Origin of the sequence: Kribbella sp. NPDC003557 (assembly GCF_040610805.1) — a bacterium.
GTDB lineage: Bacteria > Actinomycetota > Actinomycetes > Propionibacteriales > Kribbellaceae > Kribbella.
The window spans coordinates 641965-664898 of sequence record NZ_JBEXMY010000004.1 but is presented as its reverse complement, the minus strand read 5'-3'; the positions used below and the strand labels follow the sequence as shown (position 1 = coordinate 664898).

14 protein-coding genes are annotated in these 22934 nt (G+C 71.1%); 11 read left to right on the top strand and 3 right to left on the bottom strand.

The window, feature by feature from the left end; translation table 11 throughout:
* The first annotated feature begins 11 nt into the window (after positions 1–11).
* From ABZW60_RS19570 to ABZW60_RS19520, 11 genes are read left to right on the top strand one after another with little or no spacing between them, the layout of a single operon-like run.
* Entirely contained in the window at positions 12–362 is a 351-nt protein-coding gene (locus ABZW60_RS19570) for a hypothetical protein (RefSeq protein WP_355478650.1), read from the top strand.
* 12 nt (positions 363–374) lie between these two features.
* Positions 375–680, top strand: coding sequence for a hypothetical protein (locus ABZW60_RS19565; RefSeq protein WP_355478649.1), 306 nt, complete (start codon positions 375–377; stop codon positions 678–680).
* 10 nt (positions 681–690) lie between these two features.
* Entirely contained in the window at positions 691–1203 is a 513-nt protein-coding gene (locus ABZW60_RS19560; RefSeq protein ID WP_355478647.1) for a DUF6507 family protein, read from the top strand.
* A complete protein-coding gene (locus tag ABZW60_RS19555; protein WP_355478645.1) occupies positions 1203–8576 on the top strand; it encodes a toxin glutamine deamidase domain-containing protein in 7374 nt (2457 codons plus the stop codon). The genes ABZW60_RS19560 and ABZW60_RS19555 overlap by 1 nt, the downstream gene beginning before the upstream one ends.
* Positions 8573–9118 (top strand): YrhB domain-containing protein, encoded by a 546-nt coding sequence (locus ABZW60_RS19550; protein ID WP_355478643.1) that lies wholly within the window; start codon positions 8573–8575, stop codon positions 9116–9118. The genes ABZW60_RS19555 and ABZW60_RS19550 overlap by 4 nt, the downstream gene beginning before the upstream one ends.
* Positions 9119–9124: 6 nt before the next feature.
* On the top strand, positions 9125–9448 hold the full coding sequence (locus ABZW60_RS19545; protein ID WP_355478641.1) for a hypothetical protein: 324 nt from the start codon (positions 9125–9127) through the stop codon (positions 9446–9448).
* A 26-nt stretch (positions 9449–9474) separates the two neighbouring features.
* Positions 9475–13476, top strand: coding sequence for a type VII secretion protein EccCa (gene eccCa, locus ABZW60_RS19540; protein WP_355478640.1), 4002 nt, complete (start codon positions 9475–9477; stop codon positions 13474–13476).
* On the top strand, positions 13473–13859 hold the full coding sequence (locus ABZW60_RS19535) for a hypothetical protein (RefSeq protein ID WP_355478638.1): 387 nt from the start codon (positions 13473–13475) through the stop codon (positions 13857–13859). The genes eccCa and ABZW60_RS19535 overlap by 4 nt, the downstream gene beginning before the upstream one ends.
* Positions 13852–14868: a DUF6177 family protein gene (locus tag ABZW60_RS19530; RefSeq protein ID WP_355478637.1), complete on the top strand. Its 1017-nt coding sequence runs from the start codon at positions 13852–13854 to the stop codon at positions 14866–14868. Before ABZW60_RS19535 ends, ABZW60_RS19530 begins: the two co-directional genes overlap by 8 nt.
* A gap of 5 nt (positions 14869–14873) precedes the next feature.
* Positions 14874–16199: an EsaB/YukD family protein gene (locus ABZW60_RS19525; protein ID WP_355478635.1), complete on the top strand. Its 1326-nt coding sequence runs from the start codon at positions 14874–14876 to the stop codon at positions 16197–16199.
* Between the two features lie 17 nt (positions 16200–16216).
* Positions 16217–18028, top strand: a complete 1812-nt coding sequence (locus ABZW60_RS19520) for a heparinase II/III family protein (RefSeq protein ID WP_355478633.1) — start codon at positions 16217–16219, stop codon at positions 18026–18028.
* Here the strand turns inward: ABZW60_RS19520 and ABZW60_RS19515 are convergent.
* The 3 genes from ABZW60_RS19515 to ABZW60_RS19505 all read right to left on the bottom strand — a co-directional run bounded on the left by ABZW60_RS19515 (position 18025) and on the right by ABZW60_RS19505 (position 22934).
* A complete protein-coding gene (locus tag ABZW60_RS19515; RefSeq protein ID WP_355478632.1) occupies positions 18025–19767 on the bottom strand; it encodes a beta-galactosidase family protein in 1743 nt (580 codons plus the stop codon). The genes ABZW60_RS19520 and ABZW60_RS19515 overlap by 4 nt on opposite strands.
* Positions 19768–19901: 134 nt before the next feature.
* Positions 19902–20969, bottom strand: a complete 1068-nt coding sequence (locus tag ABZW60_RS19510; RefSeq protein ID WP_355478630.1) for a LacI family DNA-binding transcriptional regulator — start codon at positions 20967–20969, stop codon at positions 19902–19904.
* Between the two features lie 21 nt (positions 20970–20990).
* Positions 20991–22934, bottom strand: a complete 1944-nt coding sequence (locus ABZW60_RS19505; RefSeq protein ID WP_355478628.1) for a family 43 glycosylhydrolase — start codon at positions 22932–22934, stop codon at positions 20991–20993.

Here is a 22934-nt window from a genome sequence, read left to right as displayed (position 1 = left end):
AGGCACGAGGGATGACTGGTCAGCGATGGGACATGAGTCAGGGCGCGTTCGACCACGCGGCGAAGGGGACCGCGGGGCGCGCACAGGACCTGGGCGGACTGGTCAAGCAGCTGGTCGAGGCCGCGGCGCCGCTGGAGGGGAAGTTCGGCGGTGAGGGCAAGAAGCAGTTCGACGCGTTCAAGCAGAACGTCGACAGCATCGCCGCGAGCCTGAACGCGGGGATGGCGCACCTCGCCGTTGGCCAGCACGGCGTCGGCACCGCGATGAACGCCGCCCAGAACGAGCAGGTGACCACGGCCAAGCAGAACATGGGCGCCGCCGAGGGCCAGTCCGACGCCGCCCGCCGGTTCAGCGGACGCTGAGGGGGCCGGGACATGAACGAGCGCAACAGCTACGACATCGGCGCCTCCGAGCAGGTGCAGACCCGGGTCAAGCAACTCTCGGGGCAGATCAACTCCCTGATCAGCCAGCACGAGCGTTCCGTCCAGGCGTTGCTGTCCGACGCCTCGATCTCGGACGTCACCGAGGAGTACCGCAACATCGAGTCCGCGTTCAGCAAGGCGGCCGAGGACGTGCGCGGCATCATCAAGCTGCTCACCGACACCCTGCAGGCCAACGACCGTACGGCGGACGCGGCGCTGAAGAAGGCCCGCTCCGCCGTCAACCAGATCCCGCACTGATCGGCGCGTCATGACGGACTGGGACATCGACCCCGAAGGGGTCAGCCAGGTGCTGCAGGCGACGTACGACGAGGCGACCAAGCTCGAGACGTACGCCGGGAACTACGGGCAGTACCTGCAGGGCGCGGCGAGCAACGCCGGCGGGCTGATCGCCGACGCGCTGAACGGGTTCGCGATCAGCTACAACGGGTCGTTCAACGCGATCGCGGCCCAGGTGATCGCGTCGATGACCGGCGCCAAGGACGCCACGATCGCCTACCTGGACGGGCACTACGAGATGGCGCTGAACGCCCAGCGCGGCGCCAACGGTGCCTTCGACCGCGAGCACCAGGTCGCGCAGCGCAAGTCGGAGGAGCAGCTGAAGGCGCGTGAGGGCCAGCGCGAGCCCTCTTCGAGCGGCCGTCCGGGGGCGGGCAAGTTCGAGAAGGCGGGCGGCGACGAGCTCGGGCCGGCCGAGCCGTACACCGGCACCGGCGCCACGTCGACGGTGGAGTCCGGCAAGACCCCGGGCGGAGCGGCCTGATGCCGCTGGTCAACCCCGACGGCCTGCCGGACCTGATCCCCGGCAACCTCGACTACGTCGAGTCCAACGGCCGCAACCTGTCCGACGTCGGGCAGTACATCACCGACACCGGCGCCGCGGTCAGCCAGGCCTTCTGGCGGCTGCAGGGCGTGTACGTCGCACCCGAGGCGTACCAGCTGATGACCACGATCAACCCGGCGTACAACGAATGCGCCCGGGTCGGGAACGCGATCAAGGACGCCGGCAACGCGCTACAGGGGTACGTGCGCGAGGTCCGGCCGCTGCACGAGCGGCTGGAGCGGGCCAAGCGCGAGGCGTACACGTTCCTCGAGGTCATCGACCGGGAGGTCACGTCCGAGGGTGAGGACTGGAACGACCACGAGAACATCATCGCGGACAACAACCGGCTCGCCGAGACGATGAGCAACCTCGTCCTCGAGATCCTCGGCTGCCAGGTCCGCTGGGCCAACAAGATCGAGGCGATCTACGGCGGCGCCGGCTGGAACCCGGAGACGATGGACCGGAACTGGCAGCCGGGGATGCCGTACCGGCCCAGCCCGAAGGTGATCTCCAAGACCGACGAGCCGGTCTACCCGCCGTGGGGCGGGTACGAGGAGTGGGACAAGCCGTGGATCATGGACGTCGGCGATTTCGCCGTCGACGTCGTGGACTCGCTGACCGTGATGAGCGGTCTCCAGTGGTTGCTGCGGGAGAAGTTCCACGTCATGTCGATGTTCGGTCACGAGACGGCCGACATGTACACGACGTTCGACGCGTGGGGTGAGGCGGCGACGGACTTCGTTGCGCTGATCCACGCCATTCCCGGCGTCGGCGACGCCATGGACCTGGTCACGCCGGACGGCTTCGGTGAAGACCTGGACGCCCGCTTCGACGCGCAGATCGACGACATCCGCGAGGACTGGGACTCCGGCAACCAGGTCCGCGCGGTGGCCGGCGTCCTCGGCTTCGTCCCCGGCCTCGGCAAACTCGCCACGATCGCCGCCAAGACCGGCCGCTTCGCCGGCCTCGCCACCAAGGTCCCCGTCATCGGCAAGATCGCCGACGCCGCCGGCGCCTACCTGGGCTTCAAAGCCGACATCCGCGCCTCGGTCATCCGCGGCGCCACCAAACTTCCGGTCCTGGGCGACGTCCTCAAAGGCATCTCCCACATCCCCATCCTCGGCGAAACAGTCCGCATCCACCGAGGCGTCCCCCTAGGCAAACCCCCCGAACTCCCCCAACCCGAACTCCCCAACCCCGACCACCCCACCCACCCCACCCACCCCGGCGAACCCGACCGCGTAGCCGTCCCCGTCGAGCCCGCCGACCCCGGCCGCGCGACTGTCCCGGCTCGCCCCGGAGAGCCCGTCGCCCCCGGCCACATCGGCACCCCGGTCCGCCCCGGCGAACCTGGCGAACCCGTCGACCCCGGCCGCGTAACTGTCCCGGGTCGTCCCGGCGAACCCATCGACCCCGGCCACATCGGCACCCCGGTCCGCCACGGCACCCCAGGTGAGCCAGTCGAGCCGGGCCACCCGACGAACCCACGCGAGCCGGTCGACCCCGGCCGCGTGATCATCCCGAACCATCCGGGCCGCCCGGGCGAGCCAGTGGACCCCGGCCGCGTGGCCGTGCCAGGCCGTCCGGTCATCCCAGGCGAGCCAGTGGACCCGGGCCGCCCCGGAGTCCCAGGGCACCCGGCACACCCCCGCGAGCCGGCCGACCCCAGCCACGTGGTCGTACCAGGCCACCCGGTCGTCCCAGGCAACCCAGTGGACCCCGGCCGCCCAGGCGCTTCAGGCGAGCCCGTGGAGCCAGGCCGCACAGTCGTCCCCGGCCACCCCGGCCACCCCGGCCACCCCGGCCACCCCGTCGAACCCGGCCGTCCCACGAGCCGCGTCGACCCAGGCCGTGTGGACCCGAGTCGTGTGGACCCCGGTCGTGTGGACCCCGGCCGTGTGGATCCCAGTCGCGTGGACCCTGGCGACGGACGTGGCCAGGACCGCAACGGCGTACCGGACCCCCGAACCACGGACCACAGCCGCCGAAAGCAAGAAAACACCTCCACAGACAAGCCGACAGTCACCACCCCCGACCCCCACCACACCCGCAACGCCCCCCAAGGCAAACGCGACCCGCAAGGCCACCGCGAGCCCGAAGACCGCAACGACCCACAGGGCCGCCGCGAGCCGGAGGACCGCAACGATTCGCACGGCCGCCGGGAACCCGAGGACCGCAACGACCCACAGGGCCGCCGCGAGCCGGAGGACCGCAACGATTCGCACGGCCGCCGCGAACCCGAGGACCGTAACGAGTCGCAGGGCAAGCGGGAGCCGGGGGATCGGAACGAGTCACGGGGAACGCACGAGCCGGCAGGGCGCAACGAAGCCGGCCAGCCCGGACGCGAACGCACCCCGGAACCCCTCGTCAACCCAACCCAGGTCCCAGCAGGCACCCCCGGCCCCTCCAACCCCCGCCACACCGGCGACGGCTCGCGAACTCCCGCCCACGCACCCGACGGCAACAACAGCAGTACGCCGGGCCGCACCGACCCACGCCACCACGACCCCAACCAACCCGACAACCAACGCGGCAAGGACGGCAACCGCTCCGACGACGACCGCGACCCCACCAGGGGTGACCGTGGCCGGGACCACGCGAAGGACGACCGCAGTGGCGAGAGCGACCGTCCCGACAGAGAACACGGCCGGGACCGCGACCGTTCCAAGGACGAGCACAGCCCGAACCGCGACCGTTCCAAGGACGAGCACAGCCCGAACCGCGACCGTTCCAAGGACGAGCACAGCCCGAACCGCGACCGCTCCGGGGCCGACCGCGATCGGGACGCCGACCGCTCGGATGGTGACCGAGGGGACGATCGGGACCGTTCCAAGGACGAGCACAGCAAGGATGTGAGCCGTTCTAGGGACGAGCACGATGAGGACCGGGGCAGCACCAGGGACGGCCGCGGCCGGGACGGCGACCGTTCCAAGGACCAGCACGGTCGGGACGACGATCGTCCCGATGGGGACCGCGGTGGCGACCGCGACCGCTCCAGGGAGAACCGCAGCGGTGATCGCGACCGTTCGAGGGACAACCGCGGCGGCGATCGTGACCGTTCGAGGGACGAGCGTGGTGGTGACCGGGAGCGTTCTGAGGGTGGGCGGGGTCGGGATCGTTTGGAGCCGGCGCCGTTTGTGCCGGTGGGGGCGGTGGTTGGTGGTGATGCCGGGCATCTGGCTCGGGCCGGGCAGGGCAGAGCGGATGATGCGCGGCACCGTGGCTCCGGCGACGAGGCCGGGCGGGGCTCGGATCATCACCGATCCGCGCCGGAACGTACGCCGTGGCGCACCAGTGGTGACCTCTGGGACGAGCCCAACGCCCCGGTAGTTGCCGAGCGCAACATCGGTGACGGCGTACCGCGGTCTTCGATCAAGTTCATCGGCGAGCATGTCCGGAGCTTCTACTCACACCTAGGCGCCCGGGTCGAGCTGCTCGAGCGCGGCAGCGAGCGGTACAAAGCATTCGCCCAGCAAGCCCGCCACGAGTTGGACGCCCACCAGACGCGCCGCGACACGAACACCGGCGATCTGTCGGGACGGGCACTCAAGGGCCACGAATACATGGCCGAAGCGCTGGACGCGTCGCACCCGTACGCGGTGGTTGCCAGCGTCGGGGACCGGCTCGCCAGCGCGATCTCGCTCGACGTACGCCATGGCGAGGTACAACTCAACAAGCTCGGCAGCCTCGGCCGCAGTGGCCCGCGTGGTGCGGCGACCGCGGTGGAGCACTTCATCGCGCGGTACGCCGCGGAGAACGGCGGTCTCCCGGTCACGTCGGAGATGCCGCTCAACGACGCGCACGAGTTCCACCACAAGATCGGGCGTCGCACCGACAGGCTGCCCGGAAGCGGTCTGTCCGAGTGGTCCGCGCCCGACGTACGGCAGATCGCCAAGCAGGCCGAGTCGTTCTTCGACCGCACGACGGCGGACCTGGTACGCCGGGACTTCGCGGACCTGCACGCCGCACGTGTGGCCGGCTCGCCGGCCGGGATCGACCCCGGCGCCACGGCCGGCAAGCTGGTGCGGGCGGCCGACAAGTTCCACGGCGACGGCGGTCGTGTCGAGGTCGTGGAGAACGACACGAAGGCCGACACCCACGTCGACCTGGGCGACGGTGAGGGCGTCACGGTGCCGGCGAATGGGCGATCGTTCGTGTCGTACGACGGCCACGGCCGCCCGGCGTCGGTGTTGTCGATCCGGGACCTGCGGACGCACGTACAGATCGAGGAGCTCCGTCTCGGTGGTAAGCCGACGCACGGGTCGGTGGAGTCCGGCGTACGCGAGCTGGTGCGCCACGCGTCCCGGAGCGGTCTGGACATCCGCGGACAGCTGACGGGCGATGCGCGAAAGGCGTTCGACCGCTCACTCGGCATGGACCACGGCCGCACTCCAACGCCCGGTCTTCCGTCCTATGCGGCGACCGAGATCCTCCACCATCTGCCGGAAGGCAACCGCCCGCCAGTACACCGCGTCGAACCCGACGGCACGCTCCACCGCGCCGCCGATAGCCAGCACCCGCCGGACGCTCGGCCCGACCGCCAGGCGGCTGCCGCAAGTCCAGCGGCAGCCGGCCCTGTGGCCGCCCCGGTATCTGCGGTCAAGTCCGGCACAGCCACCACCAAGGCGACCGGCCACGCGAGCGCATCCGAGACGCTCGGCCACGAGGGCGCGGCGCACGAGGGACCGAGCGGCAGCGGCAGTGGAGACGACCGGAGCAGCGACACCGAAGGCGCTACCGGCGACCGCGAACGCCTGCCTCGCGGCGACGCGGATCGTGCGGAGCGGCCACGCGTGGACGAGCCGCACGCACACGGCGAGGAGGGGCCTGGGGAAGGAGCTGAAGGGCTCGGGGAGATCGAGCAGAGGCTGTCGGGCAACGATGGTCCGAGTGGTAATGACGGCGAGCATGACCGCACGCCCGACGGCAATGCGAGTCGCGGCAACCGACAGAGCACGGACGGACAGACGGAGCACGCCGAGCACACAGGGCACGCCGAGCCGACGGGGCATGCCGGGGCGACACGGCACGGCGAGCAGACGGGGTACGCCGAGCCGACGGGGCACGCCGGGCCGAAGGAGTACGGGGAAGGGCGGGAGGGCAGGCACGGGGAAGGGCGGGAGGGCAGGCACGGGGAAGGGCGGGAGGGCAGGCACGGGGAAGGCGCGGAGGGACTGGGGGACATCGAGCGGAGGCTGTCGGGGGAAGACCGCTCGGCTGGGCGAGGGACTTTGGGGGGCGCTGAGGGGGCGGAGGGTGTTCGTCGGCAGGGGAGTCGAGGTTGGCGGGACTCTGGCGAGAGCTCGGTTGGCAGCGAGCGTGGCGTGGACGGCGCTGGCCGTACGGCGGTGGGGGAGGACGGTTCGGCTGGGCAACGGACCTCGGGAGGTGTTGAGGGGGCGCGCGGGGCTCGGCGGCAGGGGCGTGGGAGTGGGTGGGGTTCGGGGGATGGGGGGAGTGGTGGGGGTGACATCAGTCGGGCGGCCAGGTGGCGGCCTGGGGATGAGAGGTTGATTGAGTCGTTGCGGTCGGATCGGCAGCGGGTGGGGGCGCCGGGGGAGTACCGGCCGGGGGTTCGGCCGGTGTTGTGGGAGAACGTGGATCCGGACGGGAGCAAGCTGCAGCGGTTGCGGGACTCGCTGCCGGGTGACCGGGTGGAGGGCGTCGACGACTGGGCGGACAAGCTGGACGGCGGGTCGGTCGATCAGCTCGGGACGCGGACGGGCTGTGCTGAGCGGTTCCGGGCGTTCGCGGAGATCCTGCAGGGCGGGGATCCGCGGGTTGCTCCGGGCAACGCGTTCGGTACCGGTGAGTCGCGGGTGGAGATGTGGGAGTGGCTCGGCGGCCGGCCGGGGTACCGCGCGCACGATCCGCGGCTGGGTACACCGCAGGCATTCACGGGCGAGGTCTACCGCCAGCTGGAGAGGTCGCTGCGCGGGAGCCCGCCGGGCACAGTGGCGTATCTCGGCGTGGACTGGCACGGGGGCAGCGGGCACGCGTTCGGTGCGTTCGTCGACCGGGGCGGGAAGCTGCGCTGGTGGGACGGCAACCGACGGCTGTACGACGAGCACGCGCCGGTCACCGGTGCGTGGCCGCCGTCGACGCAGCCGGTCCGGGGGCTCGAGGTCGCGATGCGGCGGCCGGGTGAGCGGTGGCTGACGCCCGGCCAGGACGGCCGCTGGGGCGAACTCGGGAAGCTGCCCGACGAGCCGCAGATCTTCGACTACCGCTACCCACAACCCGAGCGCCCAGCAACACCCGGCACCACACAGCAGGCCGGTGACGATGCGGGCGGGAGTTCGCCGGCCGACGGCGGCACCGTGGAACGGCTGGGACGCAACGAGTTCTGGTCGAGTACGCCGGACCACGGTACGCCGGTGGTACGCGTGACCGCCCGCGAGACCGTCTCGCCGGACGGGCCCGCACGGCACATTCCGTGGCATGCCGTGGATCGGCTGCTACCGCGGGACGCGACGGTCAATGCCGGCGCGTGGCAACGGATGGGTGACGAGTGGGACAACTGGATCAGGTCCGGCCACGAGATACGGGCCGAGCTTGCGTCCTCGCTGCCCGGCGAGGGGGCGGGCAAGCTCAGGGTGCAGTACCAGGTTGTCGATCCGCAGACCGGCCGAACCCTGGAGCAGGGCGGGCGCGGCGTTTTCAGCCACGACGGCAGCGCCGTCGTCCGGCACCCGGACGGTGAGTTCGAGAGATTCGACCCACCCGGTACGTCGACCCACGAGCCGCCTCACGACCCATTGCCCGCAGCAACTCCCGGGACACCTCGGAATCTTCGGACAGTGGTGCCGCAGGTTCATCGGCGGAACGGCCGGGGAGAGGATTTCGGGAAGCTGTTCCCGGAGTTGCTGGAGATCAACCCGGAGCGGCCGGGGTTGCCGCCGCGGCGGAAGTGGTTGAACTGCGAGGCGTCCGTCATCGCGGCTGAGCTCACCTTGCGCGGGCAGCCGTCGTCGGCGGTGATGGTCAGTCCGTTCGAGCTCGACGGCAGTCAGCGGGTGCGGATGATGCAGCGGGTCGGCCTGCCGTTCGCCCTGTTCCGCGAGGTTCGGGACTTCGGCGAGATCGCGCGGGAGATCTACGACGCCGGCGACGGGGCGCGCGGCTTGGTCTGCGGTTATCGCTCGTTCCTCGGGATCCCGATGTCGGGGCATGTGTTCATGGTCGTCAACCGCAACGGCCGCGTGTACTACGTCGACCCGCAGCAGCGCGGCTGGGCGCGGTTGGAGCGGTTCACCCGCGGGCTCGAGTTGCTGCGGACGAACTACGGAAGCAACGAAGGACGGCCGACATGAATCTGACCGAGGCGCGAGCGGCGGCGGGTGCGTTCCTGCGGAGCGTCGAGACCACCGGCGAGCCGCTGCGGTTGCCCGAGAGCGACGAGCAGGTGGCCGATGTCCGCTGGGCGTGGGTGTTCGCGTGGTCGACGGCGCAATGGTTCGACACGGGCGAGGGGCGGCCGCCGGTCGGTGCCGGTCCGATCGTCGTGGTGAAGGAGAGCGGCGACACCTGGATGCTCGACAGTGCGACGCCGTACGACGACGAGCTGGCGGCGTACGCGGCTGATCACGGCATCGAGCACACGACCTCCCTGGAGGCGGCCGATCCCGCGGCTGTCCTGGCCGCCTGGCTGACCGCGCACTCGCACCGACCGGACCCGGTGACGGTCACGGAGCTGGCCAGCTGGCGTTGCCGGGAAGTGGGGGACTGGTGGCTGTTCGAGATGCCGGGGCTGAGCGACACGATGTTCCTGGTGCGCGACGCGGTCGTGTACGAGTTCCACCCGAGTAGCCGGTCCGTCGACGAGGCGCTGGCCGCGGCCGGCGGGGTGGGGTGACGCGTCGTGCCAGGGGAGTACAACCACCAGGTCATCGAGTCGGTCAGCGTACGCCGGCAGCGGCTGCGGGACGCGATGCTGTTCGGCGGCGACCGGGCGCGGCACAGCCTGGACGAGGGTGTCGGCAAGTTGTTCGCCAGTGTCGCGCTGGCCGCGGTGATCTGCGCCGGCTGCGTCGGCTGGTCGTTCATCGATCGTGAGCTGGCCAAGGAGAAGCAGCAACAGAACCAGCAACAGAACCAGCCCACCCGGACGACGAGCGCCAGCCCGTCGCCAAGCCCCACGTCAACTGGTCAGACCAAGAAACCGACGGCCGGCCCGTCCCGCTGACCACCCAGGACCGGAAGGAGACCCCCGTGTTCGTGCACCGCCCGGCGCGGAGCACCCGGCATCTCGGCGAGCAGCCGCCGAAGGTGATCGAGGCACCGCCGACGCTCGGCCAGGCCGGCGGCGGTGGCGGGCCGATGCAGGCCTTGCTGCCGATCACCGGCGTCCTCGGATCGGTCGGCATGATGGCGGTGACGCGGAGCACTCTGTTCATGGTGGTGGGCGCGGCGATGCTGGTCGCCACGCTGGCCGGTGTGCTCGGGTCGGCGATGTCGCAGCGCGGTCGCGCCGGCCGGGACCGGCGCAGGCAGCGCGAGCGGTACCTGGACTACCTGGAGCGACTGCGCGAGGAGTTCGCGAAGACCGAGCGGACGGTGCGCTCGGAGGCCGGCGTACTGGACCCGCCGACCGACGCGCTGGTCGACTGCGCCCGCGACCCGGCGCGGCTGTGGGAGCGCCGGCGGACCGACACCGACTTCCTGCGGGTGCGGTGCGGCACGGGCCGGATCCCGGTCGGCCCGGCCACGGTGACGCAGAACCCGGGTGCCGCGATGGACCCGCCCGACCCCTTCATGATGGCCGAGGCACAAGCCGTCGTACGCCGTTTCGCGCTGATGCCGGAGATGCCCCTCACGGTGCCGCTGGACCAGGCGGGCAATGTCAGCGTCGTCGGCGATCGCGAGGGTGTCGTGACGGTGGCGCGGTCGCTGTTGCTGCAGGCGGCGGTGTTTCACGCACCGGAGGACGTCGAGCTCGCGGCCTGCTTTCCACCAAGAGCATTGACGGACTGGGACTGGCTGAACTGGTTGCCGCACGTCCTCGACCCGGAGCGTCAGGACGGCCCGCATCCGTTCCGCCGGATCGCGCAGACACCGCAAGCGCTCGCCGGTTTGATCGCTGACGATCTGGCCGAGCGGGCGAAGTGGGCGAGTGAGGCCCGGCGCGGTTCGATCGGGCAGCAGGACACCCGCCGGTTGACCCAACGTCTGCTGGTGCTGCACGACACGTACGGACAGGTCAGCACGGAGGTCGAGGCGCCGGGTGAGGCCCAGGAGATCCTCGGGCTGACGGTGCTGCACCTGGTCGCCGACCGGACCCACGAGCCGAGCAACGTGTCGGTCCGGATCTCGGTGCACGGCGACGAGGTCGTGGTCGAGGACCTCCGCGGCGCCCAGCCGCTGGTTGCCGCGGGCCGGCCCGACCGGACCGCGACCGCCACGGCCGAGGGTGTGGCCCGGATGCTGGCGCCGCTGCGCCTGTCGAAGGAATCGGCCGAGGAGGACGCGTACACGTCCGACGTCGACGTGATGGGCATGCTCGGCATCGACGACCCGGGTGAGCTGGACCGGGCGCGGATGTGGTCGGCGCGGAGCGAGCGGAACTTCCTGCGGGTCCCGATCGGTCTCGACCAGGCCGGCGCCCCGGTGATGCTGGACCTGAAGGAATCGGCCCAGCTCGGCATGGGCCCGCACGGCCTGTGCGTCGGCGCGACCGGTTCGGGAAAGTCCGAGCTGCTGCGCACACTCGTCCTCGGCCTGCTCGCCACGCATACGCCGGACGACCTCGCGATGGTGCTGATCGACTACAAGGGCGGCGCGACGTTCGCCCCGTTCGACGGCGTACCGCACGTGGCCGGGATCATCACCAACCTGGTCGACGACCCGACCATGACCGAGCGGGCGTACGCGAGCCTGGCCGGTGAGGTGCAGCGCCGTCAGCGGGTCCTGCGCGACGCCGGAAACATCGCGAACATCACCGACTACCGGCTGCTCCGCCGGCAGCGGCCCGAGCTGGATCCGTTGCCGCACCTGTTCGTGATCATCGACGAGTTCGGCGAGCTGCTCACCGTCCGGCCGGACTTCATCGACCTGTTCTTGTCGATCGGCCGGATCGGGCGGTCGATCGGCGTCCACCTGTTGCTGTCCAGCCAGCGGATCGAGAGCGGTCAGCTACGCGGCCTGGACACCTACCTCTCGTACCGCCTGGGTCTGCGGACCTTCTCCGAGGACGAGAGCCGCTCGGTGCTGGACACCACCGACGCTTTCCATCTCCCGCCGCTGCCGGGTTTCGGCTACCTCAAGGTGGATGTCTCGGTGTACCAGCGGTTCAAGGCGGCGTACGTGTCCGGCCCGTACACCGGCCGCATCACGCGCGAGCCGGACGCGCCGACACAGGCAGTCCGGCCGTACCTGTTGACGCCGTACCAGCAGGACCTAACGCCCGCAGCCGACGAGGCCGACGCGGAAGCGACCGAACGCACCACCGGCCCGACCGTGCTGGACACGTTCGTGCGCCAGATCAAGCCGGCCGCGAAGAAGGTGGACCAGATCTGGTTGCCGCCGCTGCCGACCGTGTGCACGCTGGACCAGCTCGCGGGCGATCCACGGCCGGGGCCGCGAGGCCTGCAGTTCCCGGTCGGGTCACCGCAGCTCGCGCCGCCGATCGGTGTGCTGGACGATCCGCGCCGGCAGCGCCAGGAGGTGTTCCGGCTCGACCTGACCGCGGCCGGCGGGCACTGCGCGCTGATCGGCGGACCGCAGTCGGGCAAGACCACCGCGATCCGGACCATCGTCACCGCGCTCGCGCACAGCCATACGCCGGCCGAGGTCGCGATCTACGGACTCGACCTGGCCGGCGGCGGGCTGCAGCCGTTGCGCGACCTGCCGCACGTCGGCGGGATCGCGATCCGTACCGACCGGAACCGGCTGCGCCGCACGCTGGAGGAGGTCCGCGGCATGATCGACCACCGCGAGCGGGTGTTCCGCGACCGGGGGATCGACACGATGGAGACGCTGCGCGAACTCCACGGCGCGGGCCAGGTGCCCGAGCTGCCGTGCGCGGACGTGGTGCTGCTGGTCGACAACTTCGGCGCGATCCGGACCCAGTTCGACGAGATCGACGAGCCGATCGCGGACATCCTGCAGCGCGGCAGCGGGTACGGCGTGCACGTCGTGGCGGCGATGCTGCGCTGGAACGACGTGCGGATGCAGCTGCAGTCGCTGTTCGGCACGGTGCTCGAGCTGCGGCTGAACGATCCGTCCGACTCGATGATCGACACGCGTCTGCAGGGCACGCTGCGGAGCGCGCGGCCGGGCCGGATGCTCACCCCGCAGGGCAAGCTGTTCGCGCAGGTCGCGCTGCCGCGGGTCGACGGCCGCACCGATGACGCGCAGCTCAGCCAGGTGCTGGAGTCGCAGTCGGTCGCGATCAGGTCGGCGTGGAGCGGCGCGCTGGCGCCACAGGTCAGGGTGCTGCCGTTCCAGGTCGGTCGTCGCGCACTGCCGAGCTCGGTGACCGAGCCGGAGCGGGTGCCGATCGGGCTGGACGAGGCCGGTCTGGCGCCGGTGCTGCTCGACCTGTCCGGCGACGACGGCAATTTGGTTGCCTTCGGCGACAACGAGTGCGGTAAGACGAACCTGCTCCGCCTGGTGATGCAGCAGCTCGCCGACCGGTACGCCGCGTCGTCCGAGCTGGTGTTCGGCGTGATGGACCTGCGACGGTCGCTGCTCGACGTGGTGAAGTCGCTGCCCGAGGACTACATCGGCGGTCATGCCACGAACATCCGGCAGGCCGCCGGCCTGGCGAGCGCGATCGCGACCGAGCTGGAGCGGCGCCTGCCGGACGAATCCGGTACGTCGGCCCCGGGGCCGCGGATCGTGGTCGTGGTCGACGACTACGACCTGCTGACCACCGGCGGGCAGTCGCCGCTGGAGCCGTTCCTGCCGTACGTCGCGTCCGGCCGCGATCTCGACCTGCACTTCGTCGTCGCCCGGCGGGCCTCGGGTGCGTCCCGGTCGATGTACGAACCGTTCCTGCAGTCGGTGCTCGAGTCGGGGTCGGCCGGTCTGGTGATGGCCGGGGACCCGGGCGAGGGGCAGATCTTCACCGGCGCCCGGCCCGGCAGCTACCCGGCCGGACGGGGCCTGTTCGTCCGGCGCGGTGACGGTCCGGTGCTGATCCAGACCGCGCTCGCCGACGGCACCGGCCCGCTGGGACACGGAGTGGGACATGGAGAAGGAGGCACTGCATGACGTACGACGTGGTGGCGCTGCTGGAGCGGATGCCTTCCGACGAGGACGCGCTGGCGGCGCTGGCGGCGACCGGGACCGAGCACCGGGTCCGGGCGGTGTCGGGCGGCCTGGTGATCCAGCTCTGCGACGAGGGCGACATGCCGCTGGTGTCGATCGACACCCCGATGTACATCCAGGCGCCGGGCGAGCCGTTGCGGCTGCTCGGCCCGGCGTACGCCGACGTACCGGTGCCGACGTGGTGGGTGGAGATCCGCGCCGCGACGCGCGACGGCTGCTCGCAGCTGGCCTGGCGGTACGCCGAGGAACTGGTCGATCGCGCCGGCGGCCGCATCTGGGCCCCGCCGCCCGGCCCGGCCGCGGAAGCGGGAGGTGCCGATGCCTAACGCACTGGACTACAGCCCGGGCGTCGACCTGATCACCGAGGACGTGGCAGTGATGATGCAGGACCGGCCGGTGCTCGGCCTGTCCGCCTGGCTGCTCGACGCCGCGGCCGCCGCCGAGCGCGAGGGACGCGGCATCCAGGTGGTGACACCGGCCGGTGTGCGGCTCAGCTATCCCGCACGCACCCGCCTGTTCTCGGCTCGCAACGCCACGTGGGTGGTGCATGCCCCGAGTGGTGACGACGTGTACGACGGTCTGACGGGTCTCAGGCTCGAGTGGGACGGGAAGAAGTTCGCCTCCGTCGGACGCCGCGAGATCGCCGACGCCTGGACGAAAGACGTTGCACCGTTGGATGTCCGGGCGAACCTGCAGATCCTCGCCCGGGTGCGTTATCCGTCCTTGGACAGCACCGTGGTCGGCCGAGCCACCGAACTGCTGTTCACCGAGCTGACCGGCGCGCTGCCGGCCGGGTGGGGCACCGAGGAGCCGGTGAACCGCCCGTGGAACGCCGACGCTCGCGCGGCCCTCACCGCGTACTGCCATCGCCGGTCCCCGCGGCCGTCCCTGCTGACCGTGGTCGGCGCGCACGCCGACGGAGTCCGGCCCGCGACCGGTTCCGCGGTGATCAACAGCCGGCCCGCGGGCATCGAGGAGACCGTGATGCTCGCGGTGGCACAGCCCGGACTGCAACCACCCGACCCGGACGTGCTCCGGGACGTGATCGCCCGGCTCGCCGACGAGGTCGAACTCGTCGCGGTGCTGGTGACCGCGGCGGGTGCGGCGCCCGACACCACGTCGTACCCGCGGTTCACCGGGTTCCCCGGGCCGATCGGTCTTGCGCTCGGTCCGCAGGAAGCCCTGATCGACGAGCCGGTCACACCGGTGCCGATCGGTCCGGCCTCGCGCCCGGCCGCGTGGTACCCGATCGGCGACGGCACCCGCGTGCCGGACTGGGAACGACTCGGCGGCGTGCTGCGTGACGCCGTCTCCGGCACGACCAGAAGAGGATGAGGTCAATGGGTACGACGTACAGCAGGGTGACCGTGGTCGGCCGGCGCCGGCGAATGGACGCTGTCCTGCCGGCCGACGAGCCTCTCGGCAAGCTCCTGCCGGATCTGATGCAGATGCTCGACGAGCCGGTGGAGCGGTGGCCGAGGCGCAGGTTCCTGACCACTGTCAGCGGTGAGCAGGTCGCACCGGAGTACAGCCTGGCCGGCGCTCGGCTCGACGACGGTGCGGTGCTCAGGCTGGTCGCCGAGGGCGAGTTGCCGCCGGCACCGACGGTGTACGACATCACCGAGGAGGCGGTCGACGACCTGGACCGCCGCGCGACCGCCTTCCAGCCGCGTCACCGCCGGGCGTTGTCCGGCGCGGCGTTGGCGCTCAGTGTGCTGGCCGGCGCGATCGCACTGGTCAGCCACTCGGATTCCGACCTGGCGCTGTTCCTGCTCGTGGTGGTCACCACGCTGACCGGCTTCGTCGGCGTCGTGCTCGGGCGTTACCGGCGACCGGTGGTCGGCATCCCTCTGCTCGCGATCGCCACCGGAACGCTGGCGATCGGTCTCGCGGTGTGGGCGTTCGCGGCCGGCTGGTCGACGCCCATGGCGCTGGCCTGCGGCGCGGTCGGCGTAGGAGCCGGCGCCGTACTGTTCGCGGGCGCGGGACTGTCCCGGGGCGGGGTTCTCGGCGGCTCGGTGACCATCGCCTTCGCGGTGTTGTGGATCGGCGGTGTGCAACTGGGCGTCGAGGCGGATCGGGTCGCGGTCCTGGTCGGCGCGTTGTCCGTGCTGGTGCTCGGGCTGCTGCCGAGAATCGGCCTGGCGATGTCGGGTCTGACCGGGCTCGACGACCGGCGCGCCCAGGGCGGTGAGGTGCAGCGCACCGACGTACAGTCGGCGATCAACGCGGCGCACCTCGGCATCGCTCTGGCGACTGTGCCGGTCGCGATCTCGGCGGTGGCGGTGGCGGTGCTGATGCTGCGGACCTGGAACGGCTGGTCGATCAGCATCGCGGTGCTGCTGGCCTTCCTGCTCGCGTCCCGGGCCCGGCTCTACCCGTTGCTGACGGAGGTCACGGTGCTGTGCGCGGCGGCGCTGGGCATCATGCTGGTGCTCACCTTCGAGCTGTCCACGAAGGACACCGGAGGCGCGCTGATCTCGGTCGGGCTGCTGGTCGTCGTCGGGATGGTCGCCGCCTTCGGGATGCGCCCGGAGTCCCCGCAGCACGTCCGGGCCCGCGCCTCCCAGCTGCTCGACGCGGTGGAGGTCGCCGCGATGATCGCGTTCGTACCGCTCGCGTTCGGCGTGTTCGACGTCTATAACAAGCTGCTCGGTGTCGCCTGACCGCATACGGTGTCCGGGTGACGTCGTTGGAGCGGCTGTGGATGTCCCTTCCCGTCGAGGAGCGTCGGTCGGCCGTCGGCGATGCCGCTCGGCGGCTCGGCGTACCGGACATCCGTGAGCGGACGGCGTGGGAGGCGCTGGACCGCGAGGCGGTCGCCGCGGTGCTGGGGGAGGCGGAGCAGGATCGCGCACGACCCTGGCCGCACACGTTGCTCTCGGACTACGCGCGCTACTGGCGTGACGGCGTGCGGGTCGCCTACGAGGAGCCGGTCGGCGAGCTGCGCCGTCGTACGTCGGCAGCGGTGGCGGCGGCCGCGATCACCGGTGACGAGTCGTGGCTCGACCACGCCGCCGACGGACTGCAGTTGCTGTGCGAGCAGACCACCTGGTGCTGGGCCGCGCACGAGTCGTTCGCCACGGCGCGCAACGAGGTCGTCCCCGATCCCGACGATCCGTACGTCGACCTGGGAGCGGCCGAGACCGTCGAGGTGCTGGCCTGGGCCGACCTGGTCCTCGGGCCCGCTCTCGACGATCGCGTGCCGGGCTTGCGTCGCCGTCTGTGGCGCGAGGCACGGGCCCGGGTCTTCGTGCCGTTCCTGCAGCACCGCGACTGGCATTGGCTCGGGCTGGACGGCCGGCTGCACAACTGGAACCCGTGGATCCACGGCCACATCCTGAGCGCCGCCCTGCTCCTCGAACCCGACCTCGACGAACGACTCCGGCTCGTCGACCTGGTCGTGGAGGGCCTCAGTCGCTACCTCGCTGCGATGCCGTCCGACGGCGGTTGCGATGAAGGCTATGCGTACTGGTGGAACGGCCCGGCCCGCCTGGCGACGGCGCTCGAACTTCTCGACCGGATCACCGGGAGCGCCTTCGACCCGTGGGGTGTTCCGCCGCTGACCGAGCTGGCGCGGTACCCGGGCCGGATGGCGCTCGGCGACGGCTGGTACGTCAACATCGGCGACGGACCCGCCCGGCCGAACGCTCGCCAGCCGTGGCACGTGCTGCATCGCTGGGGCCGCCGGATCGGTGACGACGACGTGACGACGTTCGCGGCGACGCATCGCGACGAGCTGCCCGCACCACAAGCGGGACTGGGCCGGTTGGTGCAAGCGCTGTTCGACCCCGACTGGTGGGCCGCGAAGCCTGGCGCCACAGGCCTTCCGCGCTCGACCTGGCTGCCCGACACCCAGGTCTTCGTCGCCCGCGATCCCGGGGCCGGACTGACGCTCGCCGCCAAGGGCGGCCACAACGACGAGAACCACAACCACAACGATGTCGGGTCGATCATCGTGGCGGTCGACTCGTCACCGGTGCTGATCGATCTCGGCCAGCCGACCTATACCGCGATCTCGTTCTCGCCGCGGCGCTACGAGCAGTGGGTCGTGCGGAGCATCTGGCACAACGTGCCGCTGGTCGACGGCCAGGAGCAGTCTGCCGGCGCGGACTCCAAGGCAACGCAGATCGACGTCCAGGAAGGAAAGGAGCTCGCCCTGACGCTGCCGGACGGTGCCGTACGACGGAAAACGGTGCTCGACGCCGGCGCCGTACGAGTCCTCGACACGTGGCCCGCGGGACACGAGGTCATCGAGCACTTCGTGATCGCCGGTACGCCGCAACGCCGGCAACCCGGTGAACTCGTCGTCCGGGCCCTGTCCGGGGCCGTGGTGACGCTGACCTGGGACGAGGAACTGGGGGAGGGCACGCTCGAACGTCGCCCGCTCGACGACGAGTTGCTGAGCGGGGTCTGGGGCCCCGAGGTGCATCGACTCGCGATCGACGCCTCGGCGCGGACGACGTTCGAGCTCAGTGTCCGGAAGACCGGCTAGAGGTCGGTGAACCCGAGCGACGCCGACCCTGTGAAGGTCGCCGTCGGTGTGTCCATGACCTCCAGCTCGAGGACGACGAGAGTGTTCTGGCCCTGTTCCAGCAGCGGCGCGGGGACGTAGAGCGTCTCCTGGGGGCCGCGGCGCCAGTACCGGCCGAGGCAGAAGCCGTTGACCCACGCGATGCCCTTGCCCCAGGCATCGGTTCGCAGGAACAGGTCGGACGCGCCGTCGGTCTCGAACGTCGTACGCCAGGCGGTCGGCCCGATGCCGAGCGCGGACGGTGTCGGGCCGGCGGAACCCCACAGCTGCGGGAGCTTGTCGAGGTCGATCCCGCACGCCGACCAGCCGGTGACCTCCTCGGCGCCCAGGCGGACCGGGCCGATCAGCCCCTTCGGCTCGCCGATCCGGGGGCCGTAGTTGACCCGTCCCTGGTCCTCGACGACGAGCTCGAGCCGGCCGCGGGTGTGCGGGAGCATGATCGATCGCTCGTGCCGCTCCCGCTCCAGTACGCCGACCGGCGCGCCGTCCAGGAACACCTGGACACGGTCACGGACCTCCGCGAACGTCAGCAACGCCGGGCCGCCGTGGCGCAACTCGGTGCGGAAGATCGCCAGCCGCGCGTCGAGCTCGTCGAGCGTCGGCAGCTCGGTGTGCTCGGACCAGGCGCCGCCGCAGCCCTGCAGCAGCCCGATCGGATCGGCCAGCGCGACGCTGAACTCAGCGGCTGCCGGGGGCACCGTCGGCAGTTCGTCAGGCACCGGCGCGTAGCGCGAGATCACCTCGCGGAACGCGTGGAACTTCTCCGTCGGGTTCCCCGCCTCGTCGAGCGGCGCGTCGTAGTCGTACGACGTCACGGTCGGGCGGTACACGCCCTTGTCGTTGGCCCCGCTCGTCAGCCCGAAGTTCGTGCCGCCGTGGACCATGTAGATGTTCACCGACGCACCGGCCGCGAGCAGCGCGTCGAGCTCGGCCGCCGCGTCGGCCGCCGACGTCGTGTGATGCCGCCCGCCCCAGTAGTCGAACCAGCCGTCCCAGAACTCCATGCACATCAGCGGCCCGGTCGGCTGGTGCTTGCGCAGTGTCTCGAGCCGGGACCGGACCCGGGACCCGAAGGACGCGGTCCGCAGGACGCCGTCCAGTCCGCCCGCGGCGAGCATCGCGTCGGTCGGCTGGTCCACGGTGACGAGCGGAACGGTCGTACCCGCGGTCCGGATGACCTCGGCGACGGCCTTCAAATAGGTCTGGTCGTCCCCGAACGCGCCGTACTCGTTCTCGACCTGGACGAGCAGCACCGGCCCGCCCTGGTCGATCTGCAGCGGCCGGACGATCTCCAGCACGTCCTGCAGGTACTGCGTGACCGCGGCCATGAAGGCCGGCTCGTACCGGCGGACGCCGACGCTGCTGTCCCGGAAGAGCCACGCCGGCAGACCGCCGTTGTCGAGCTCCGCGCAGATGTACGGTCCCGGCCGGACGATCGCGTACAGCCCGGCGGCCGCGACCTCGCGCAGGAAGCGGCCGAGGTCGAGCAGGCCGGACGTGTCGAAGACGCCGGGGCGCGGGCTGTGCAGGTTCCAGGGCACGTAGGTCTCGATGGTGTTGAGCCCCATCAGCCGCGCCTTCTCGATCCGGTCGGCCCAGCAGTCCGGGTGGATCCGGAAGTAGTGCAGGGCCCCGGAAATGATCTGGAAGGGGCGGCCGTCCAGGAGGAAGTCGGACTCACCGATGGCGAAGTCAGGCATGGGTTCTCATCTCTTGTCGAGCCGTACCGGCGACGTTGTTTACGTAAACATTGTCGTCAGCGACGGTAACTTGAAGACGTCACGAATGTCCACCGTGATCGGCGCCGTGATCGGCGCCGTGATCAGCGCCGTGATCAGCGGCGGGTCCGTCGGCGCGGGCGGGGCGCGGCCGTGCTCTGCCGGACGACCAGCGGCGCCGGCACCGTGCCGTGGTAGCCGGTCAGCTGTTCGCGGCCGCCGAGTTGCCGCATGATCACCTCGACCAGGTCATGGCCGATCTGGTGGAACTCCTGCCGGACCGTCGTCAGCGGCGGCCACAGGTGGGCAGCGAGGTCGATGTCGTCGAACCCGACCACGCTCACGTCGTCAGGCACCCGGCGGCCGGCCTCGTGCAGCGCGTGCATCAGGCCGGCCGCCATCTCGTCGTTCGCCGCGAACACCGCGGTCACGTCGTCGCGCCCGGCGATGCTGCTGCCGATCGTGTAGCCCGACTCGGCCGACCAGTCGCCGACGAACGGCTCCGGCACCTCGCACCCGGCGCTGGACAGGGTCTGCCGCCAGGCGGTCGCCCGCAGGTCCGCGGGGCCGGAGTCGCCCGGCCCCGCGATGTGGTGCACGGTCCGGTGCCCGAGATCCAGCAGGTGCTGGACAGCGGCCCGGCTGCCGCCGGCCTGGTCGGCCCCGACCGCCGGATGGTGCCCGATGAACCGCGAGTCGGACACCGCGACCGGCAGCGTCGGCGGCAGTGCCAGCGCGGCCGGGGTCGCGGTCTCGGCCCGGATGATGATCAGGCCGTCGATCGCCTGGTGGCTGAGGTGCTGGACCGCCTCGCTGACGTCGCTCGACGACGGGGTCTCGACGTCGACCAGGCTCACCGAGTAGCCCTCCCGCCGGGCGGCCTCGATCACCGCCTCGATGGTCTTCGACTCACCCGTGCGGATGACCTGGTGCGCGATCAGGCCGATCGACCGGAAGTTGCCCTGCCGCAGTGCCCGGGCGGCGAGGTTCGGTGCGTAGCCCAGCTGCCTCATCGCGTCGAGCACCCGCTCCCGGGTCTCGGCCCGGACCGGCTCCGAGCCCGTGGACACCCGCGACACGGTCTGCGACGACACCCCGGCCAACCGCGCCACGTCGCCGATGGACGGTCCCGACTTCGGGTGTCCCTTGGCGCCGCGGCGCGCGCCCCTGACCTCGCTCGACATGGCATCAGCATAGGCGGGGCGTCACTGGCTGCGAGCGACCATCAGCCAGCTGACCTGGATGTCGGGTGAGCGGGTCGGCGCGATCGACACCGTGACCTTTCCGTCGGCCCCGACCGCGATCCCGCCGTACGTCGCCGCGACGCCGGTCGCGGTGAACAGGCGTTGCGGGTCGACCACTGATCCGTTCACCGACACCTCGGCCGCACGGTTGGCCCACGGCCACGGGTCGTAGTAGCCCGCGTGGACGGTGTACGTGCCGGGCTCGAGATTCCCGAACGTGTAGACCAGCGGCTCGTGGTTCTTCGCGTACCGCAGCGTGGTGTAGAGATCGCCGGTGCCGGCCGGTGCGCTCGATCCGGTGTAGCCCCACTGCGTACCGGTCACCGGATCGGTGCCCAGCGGCTGCTCCGGCGCCGAGTTGAGCAGGGGTTGCTCGGTCGACGCGACCTGGGTGAGGCGGGTCCAGTCGGGCGTCGCGGTCCCGCCGGCGTTCACGGCGTACCGCAGGCCGTGCGGCACGACCACGACCGAGCGCGTGAACGTCCGGCCGTCCGCCAGCGTGCCGCGCAGCGTCGCGGGCCCGGGTTGCGCGATCGTCGCCGCGTCCCAGGTGACCGCGACCTGCTCCGATCCCGCGGCCGTCGTCACTGTGACGGCGGACGGCAGCGTGCTCGTGTCGCCGAGCCACACGCTGTCCGGGATCGTGCTCGTGACGGTCCAGCGCGTGTACGGCGTCAGGTCGCCGAGCTTCCACTCGGCATCCGGGCCGATGGTCAGCGCACCACCTTCGCCGAACGTCATCGGCATCCAGACGTACGGCGCGTTCGCGAGGTCGTTCGGCGTCCACCGGTCGCCCATGAAGACGAACTTGTTCTGCTGCTGGTCGACCGGGATCACGTTCGTGCTCTGCGACCGGTAGGTGGTCGCCGCTCCGTCGCCGCTGATCGGGACACCGCGGTCGGTGAACTGGCCCAGGATGTTCTGCGAGGTCGCGTAGCGGGCCGGGTTCGGGTCCCAGCCGGTGGCGCCTGACGTCACCAGGTAGTAGGTGCCCTCCGACTTGAACATCGCCGGCGCCTCGCGCTGGTTGCAGGCCAGCGTGCGGACGAAGTCCTTGCCCTGGACGGCGTTCTCCGGCGCCGCGGACAGGTACGTGTACGACTTGTTCAGCTTGGAGATGTACATCGTCCGGTTCTCCTCGGACGAGTAGATGATGTACGCCGTGCCGTCGTCGTCCACGAACAGGTTCATGTCCCGCGCCATCCCGCCGGCCGGGTCGAACGCGGACCCCGAACCGCACCACGGCACCGAGTCGCTCGGCACCCGGTTCAGGCGGTACGAGTCGATCCAGCGGAACGGGCCCTTCGGCGAGTCCGCGATCGCCACCCCTGCCTCGGCCCGCGCGTACGTCGAGGTGCTGGTCGGCGACGACGGGCCGTCGGAGTGGACCCACATGATCCACTTGCCGGTGGCCTTGTTGTAGATGACCTTGGGGCGTTCGAGGATCGAGGGCCGCGCCCAGCCGTCGGTGCGGACGCTGTTGGTCGACAGGTCACGCCAGACGACGTCCTTCTGGGCCGGCGTGTACTTCTTGTAGAGCTTCGCGAAGTACGGGTCGCTCTCGAACTGGTCGGGGGAGCTCATCGCGCGGAGTGCGAGCCCCTGGTCCTTCCAGTTGTAGAGGTCGTACGACGAGTACAGGTGCACACCCGGGCTGTCGTAGTACCCGTTGCTGCGGTCCTCGCCGTACCAGTAGTAGATGCGCCGGCCGTCGTCGTCCTTGGCCGGGACGACCTGACCGCCGTGGGCCTGGATCACCTTGCCGCTCGCGTCCGGCCAGGGCTGACCGGGGCGGAAGGACGTGTTCGCGATGGGCTGTGCCGAGTTGGCCGGGGACGACCACAGACCGAGCCCGACCGCGGCGAGCACGACGCTCGCCACGGCCCGGATCTTTCGTCGTTGCAT

Excerpts from the sequence above, each read along its gene's own strand:
- ABZW60_RS19570 (WP_355478650.1), top strand. The coding sequence starts at position 12 with ATGACTGGTCAGCGATGGGACATGAGTCAGGGCGCGTTCGACCACGCG.
- ABZW60_RS19550 (WP_355478643.1), top strand. The coding sequence starts at position 8,573 with ATGAATCTGACCGAGGCGCGAGCGGCGGCGGGTGCGTTCCTGCGGAGC.
- ABZW60_RS19525 (WP_355478635.1), top strand. The coding sequence starts at position 14,874 with ATGGGTACGACGTACAGCAGGGTGACCGTGGTCGGCCGGCGCCGGCGA.
- ABZW60_RS19560 (WP_355478647.1), top strand. The coding sequence starts at position 691 with ATGACGGACTGGGACATCGACCCCGAAGGGGTCAGCCAGGTGCTGCAG.
- ABZW60_RS19535 (WP_355478638.1), top strand. The coding sequence starts at position 13,473 with ATGACGTACGACGTGGTGGCGCTGCTGGAGCGGATGCCTTCCGACGAG.
- ABZW60_RS19505 (WP_355478628.1), bottom strand. The coding sequence starts at position 22,934 with ATGCAACGACGAAAGATCCGGGCCGTGGCGAGCGTCGTGCTCGCCGCG.
- ABZW60_RS19555 (WP_355478645.1), top strand. The coding sequence starts at position 1,203 with ATGCCGCTGGTCAACCCCGACGGCCTGCCGGACCTGATCCCCGGCAAC.
- ABZW60_RS19565 (WP_355478649.1), top strand. The coding sequence starts at position 375 with ATGAACGAGCGCAACAGCTACGACATCGGCGCCTCCGAGCAGGTGCAG.
- ABZW60_RS19515 (WP_355478632.1), bottom strand. The coding sequence starts at position 19,767 with ATGCCTGACTTCGCCATCGGTGAGTCCGACTTCCTCCTGGACGGCCGC.
- ABZW60_RS19510 (WP_355478630.1), bottom strand. The coding sequence starts at position 20,969 with ATGTCGAGCGAGGTCAGGGGCGCGCGCCGCGGCGCCAAGGGACACCCG.
- ABZW60_RS19530 (WP_355478637.1), top strand. The coding sequence starts at position 13,852 with ATGCCTAACGCACTGGACTACAGCCCGGGCGTCGACCTGATCACCGAG.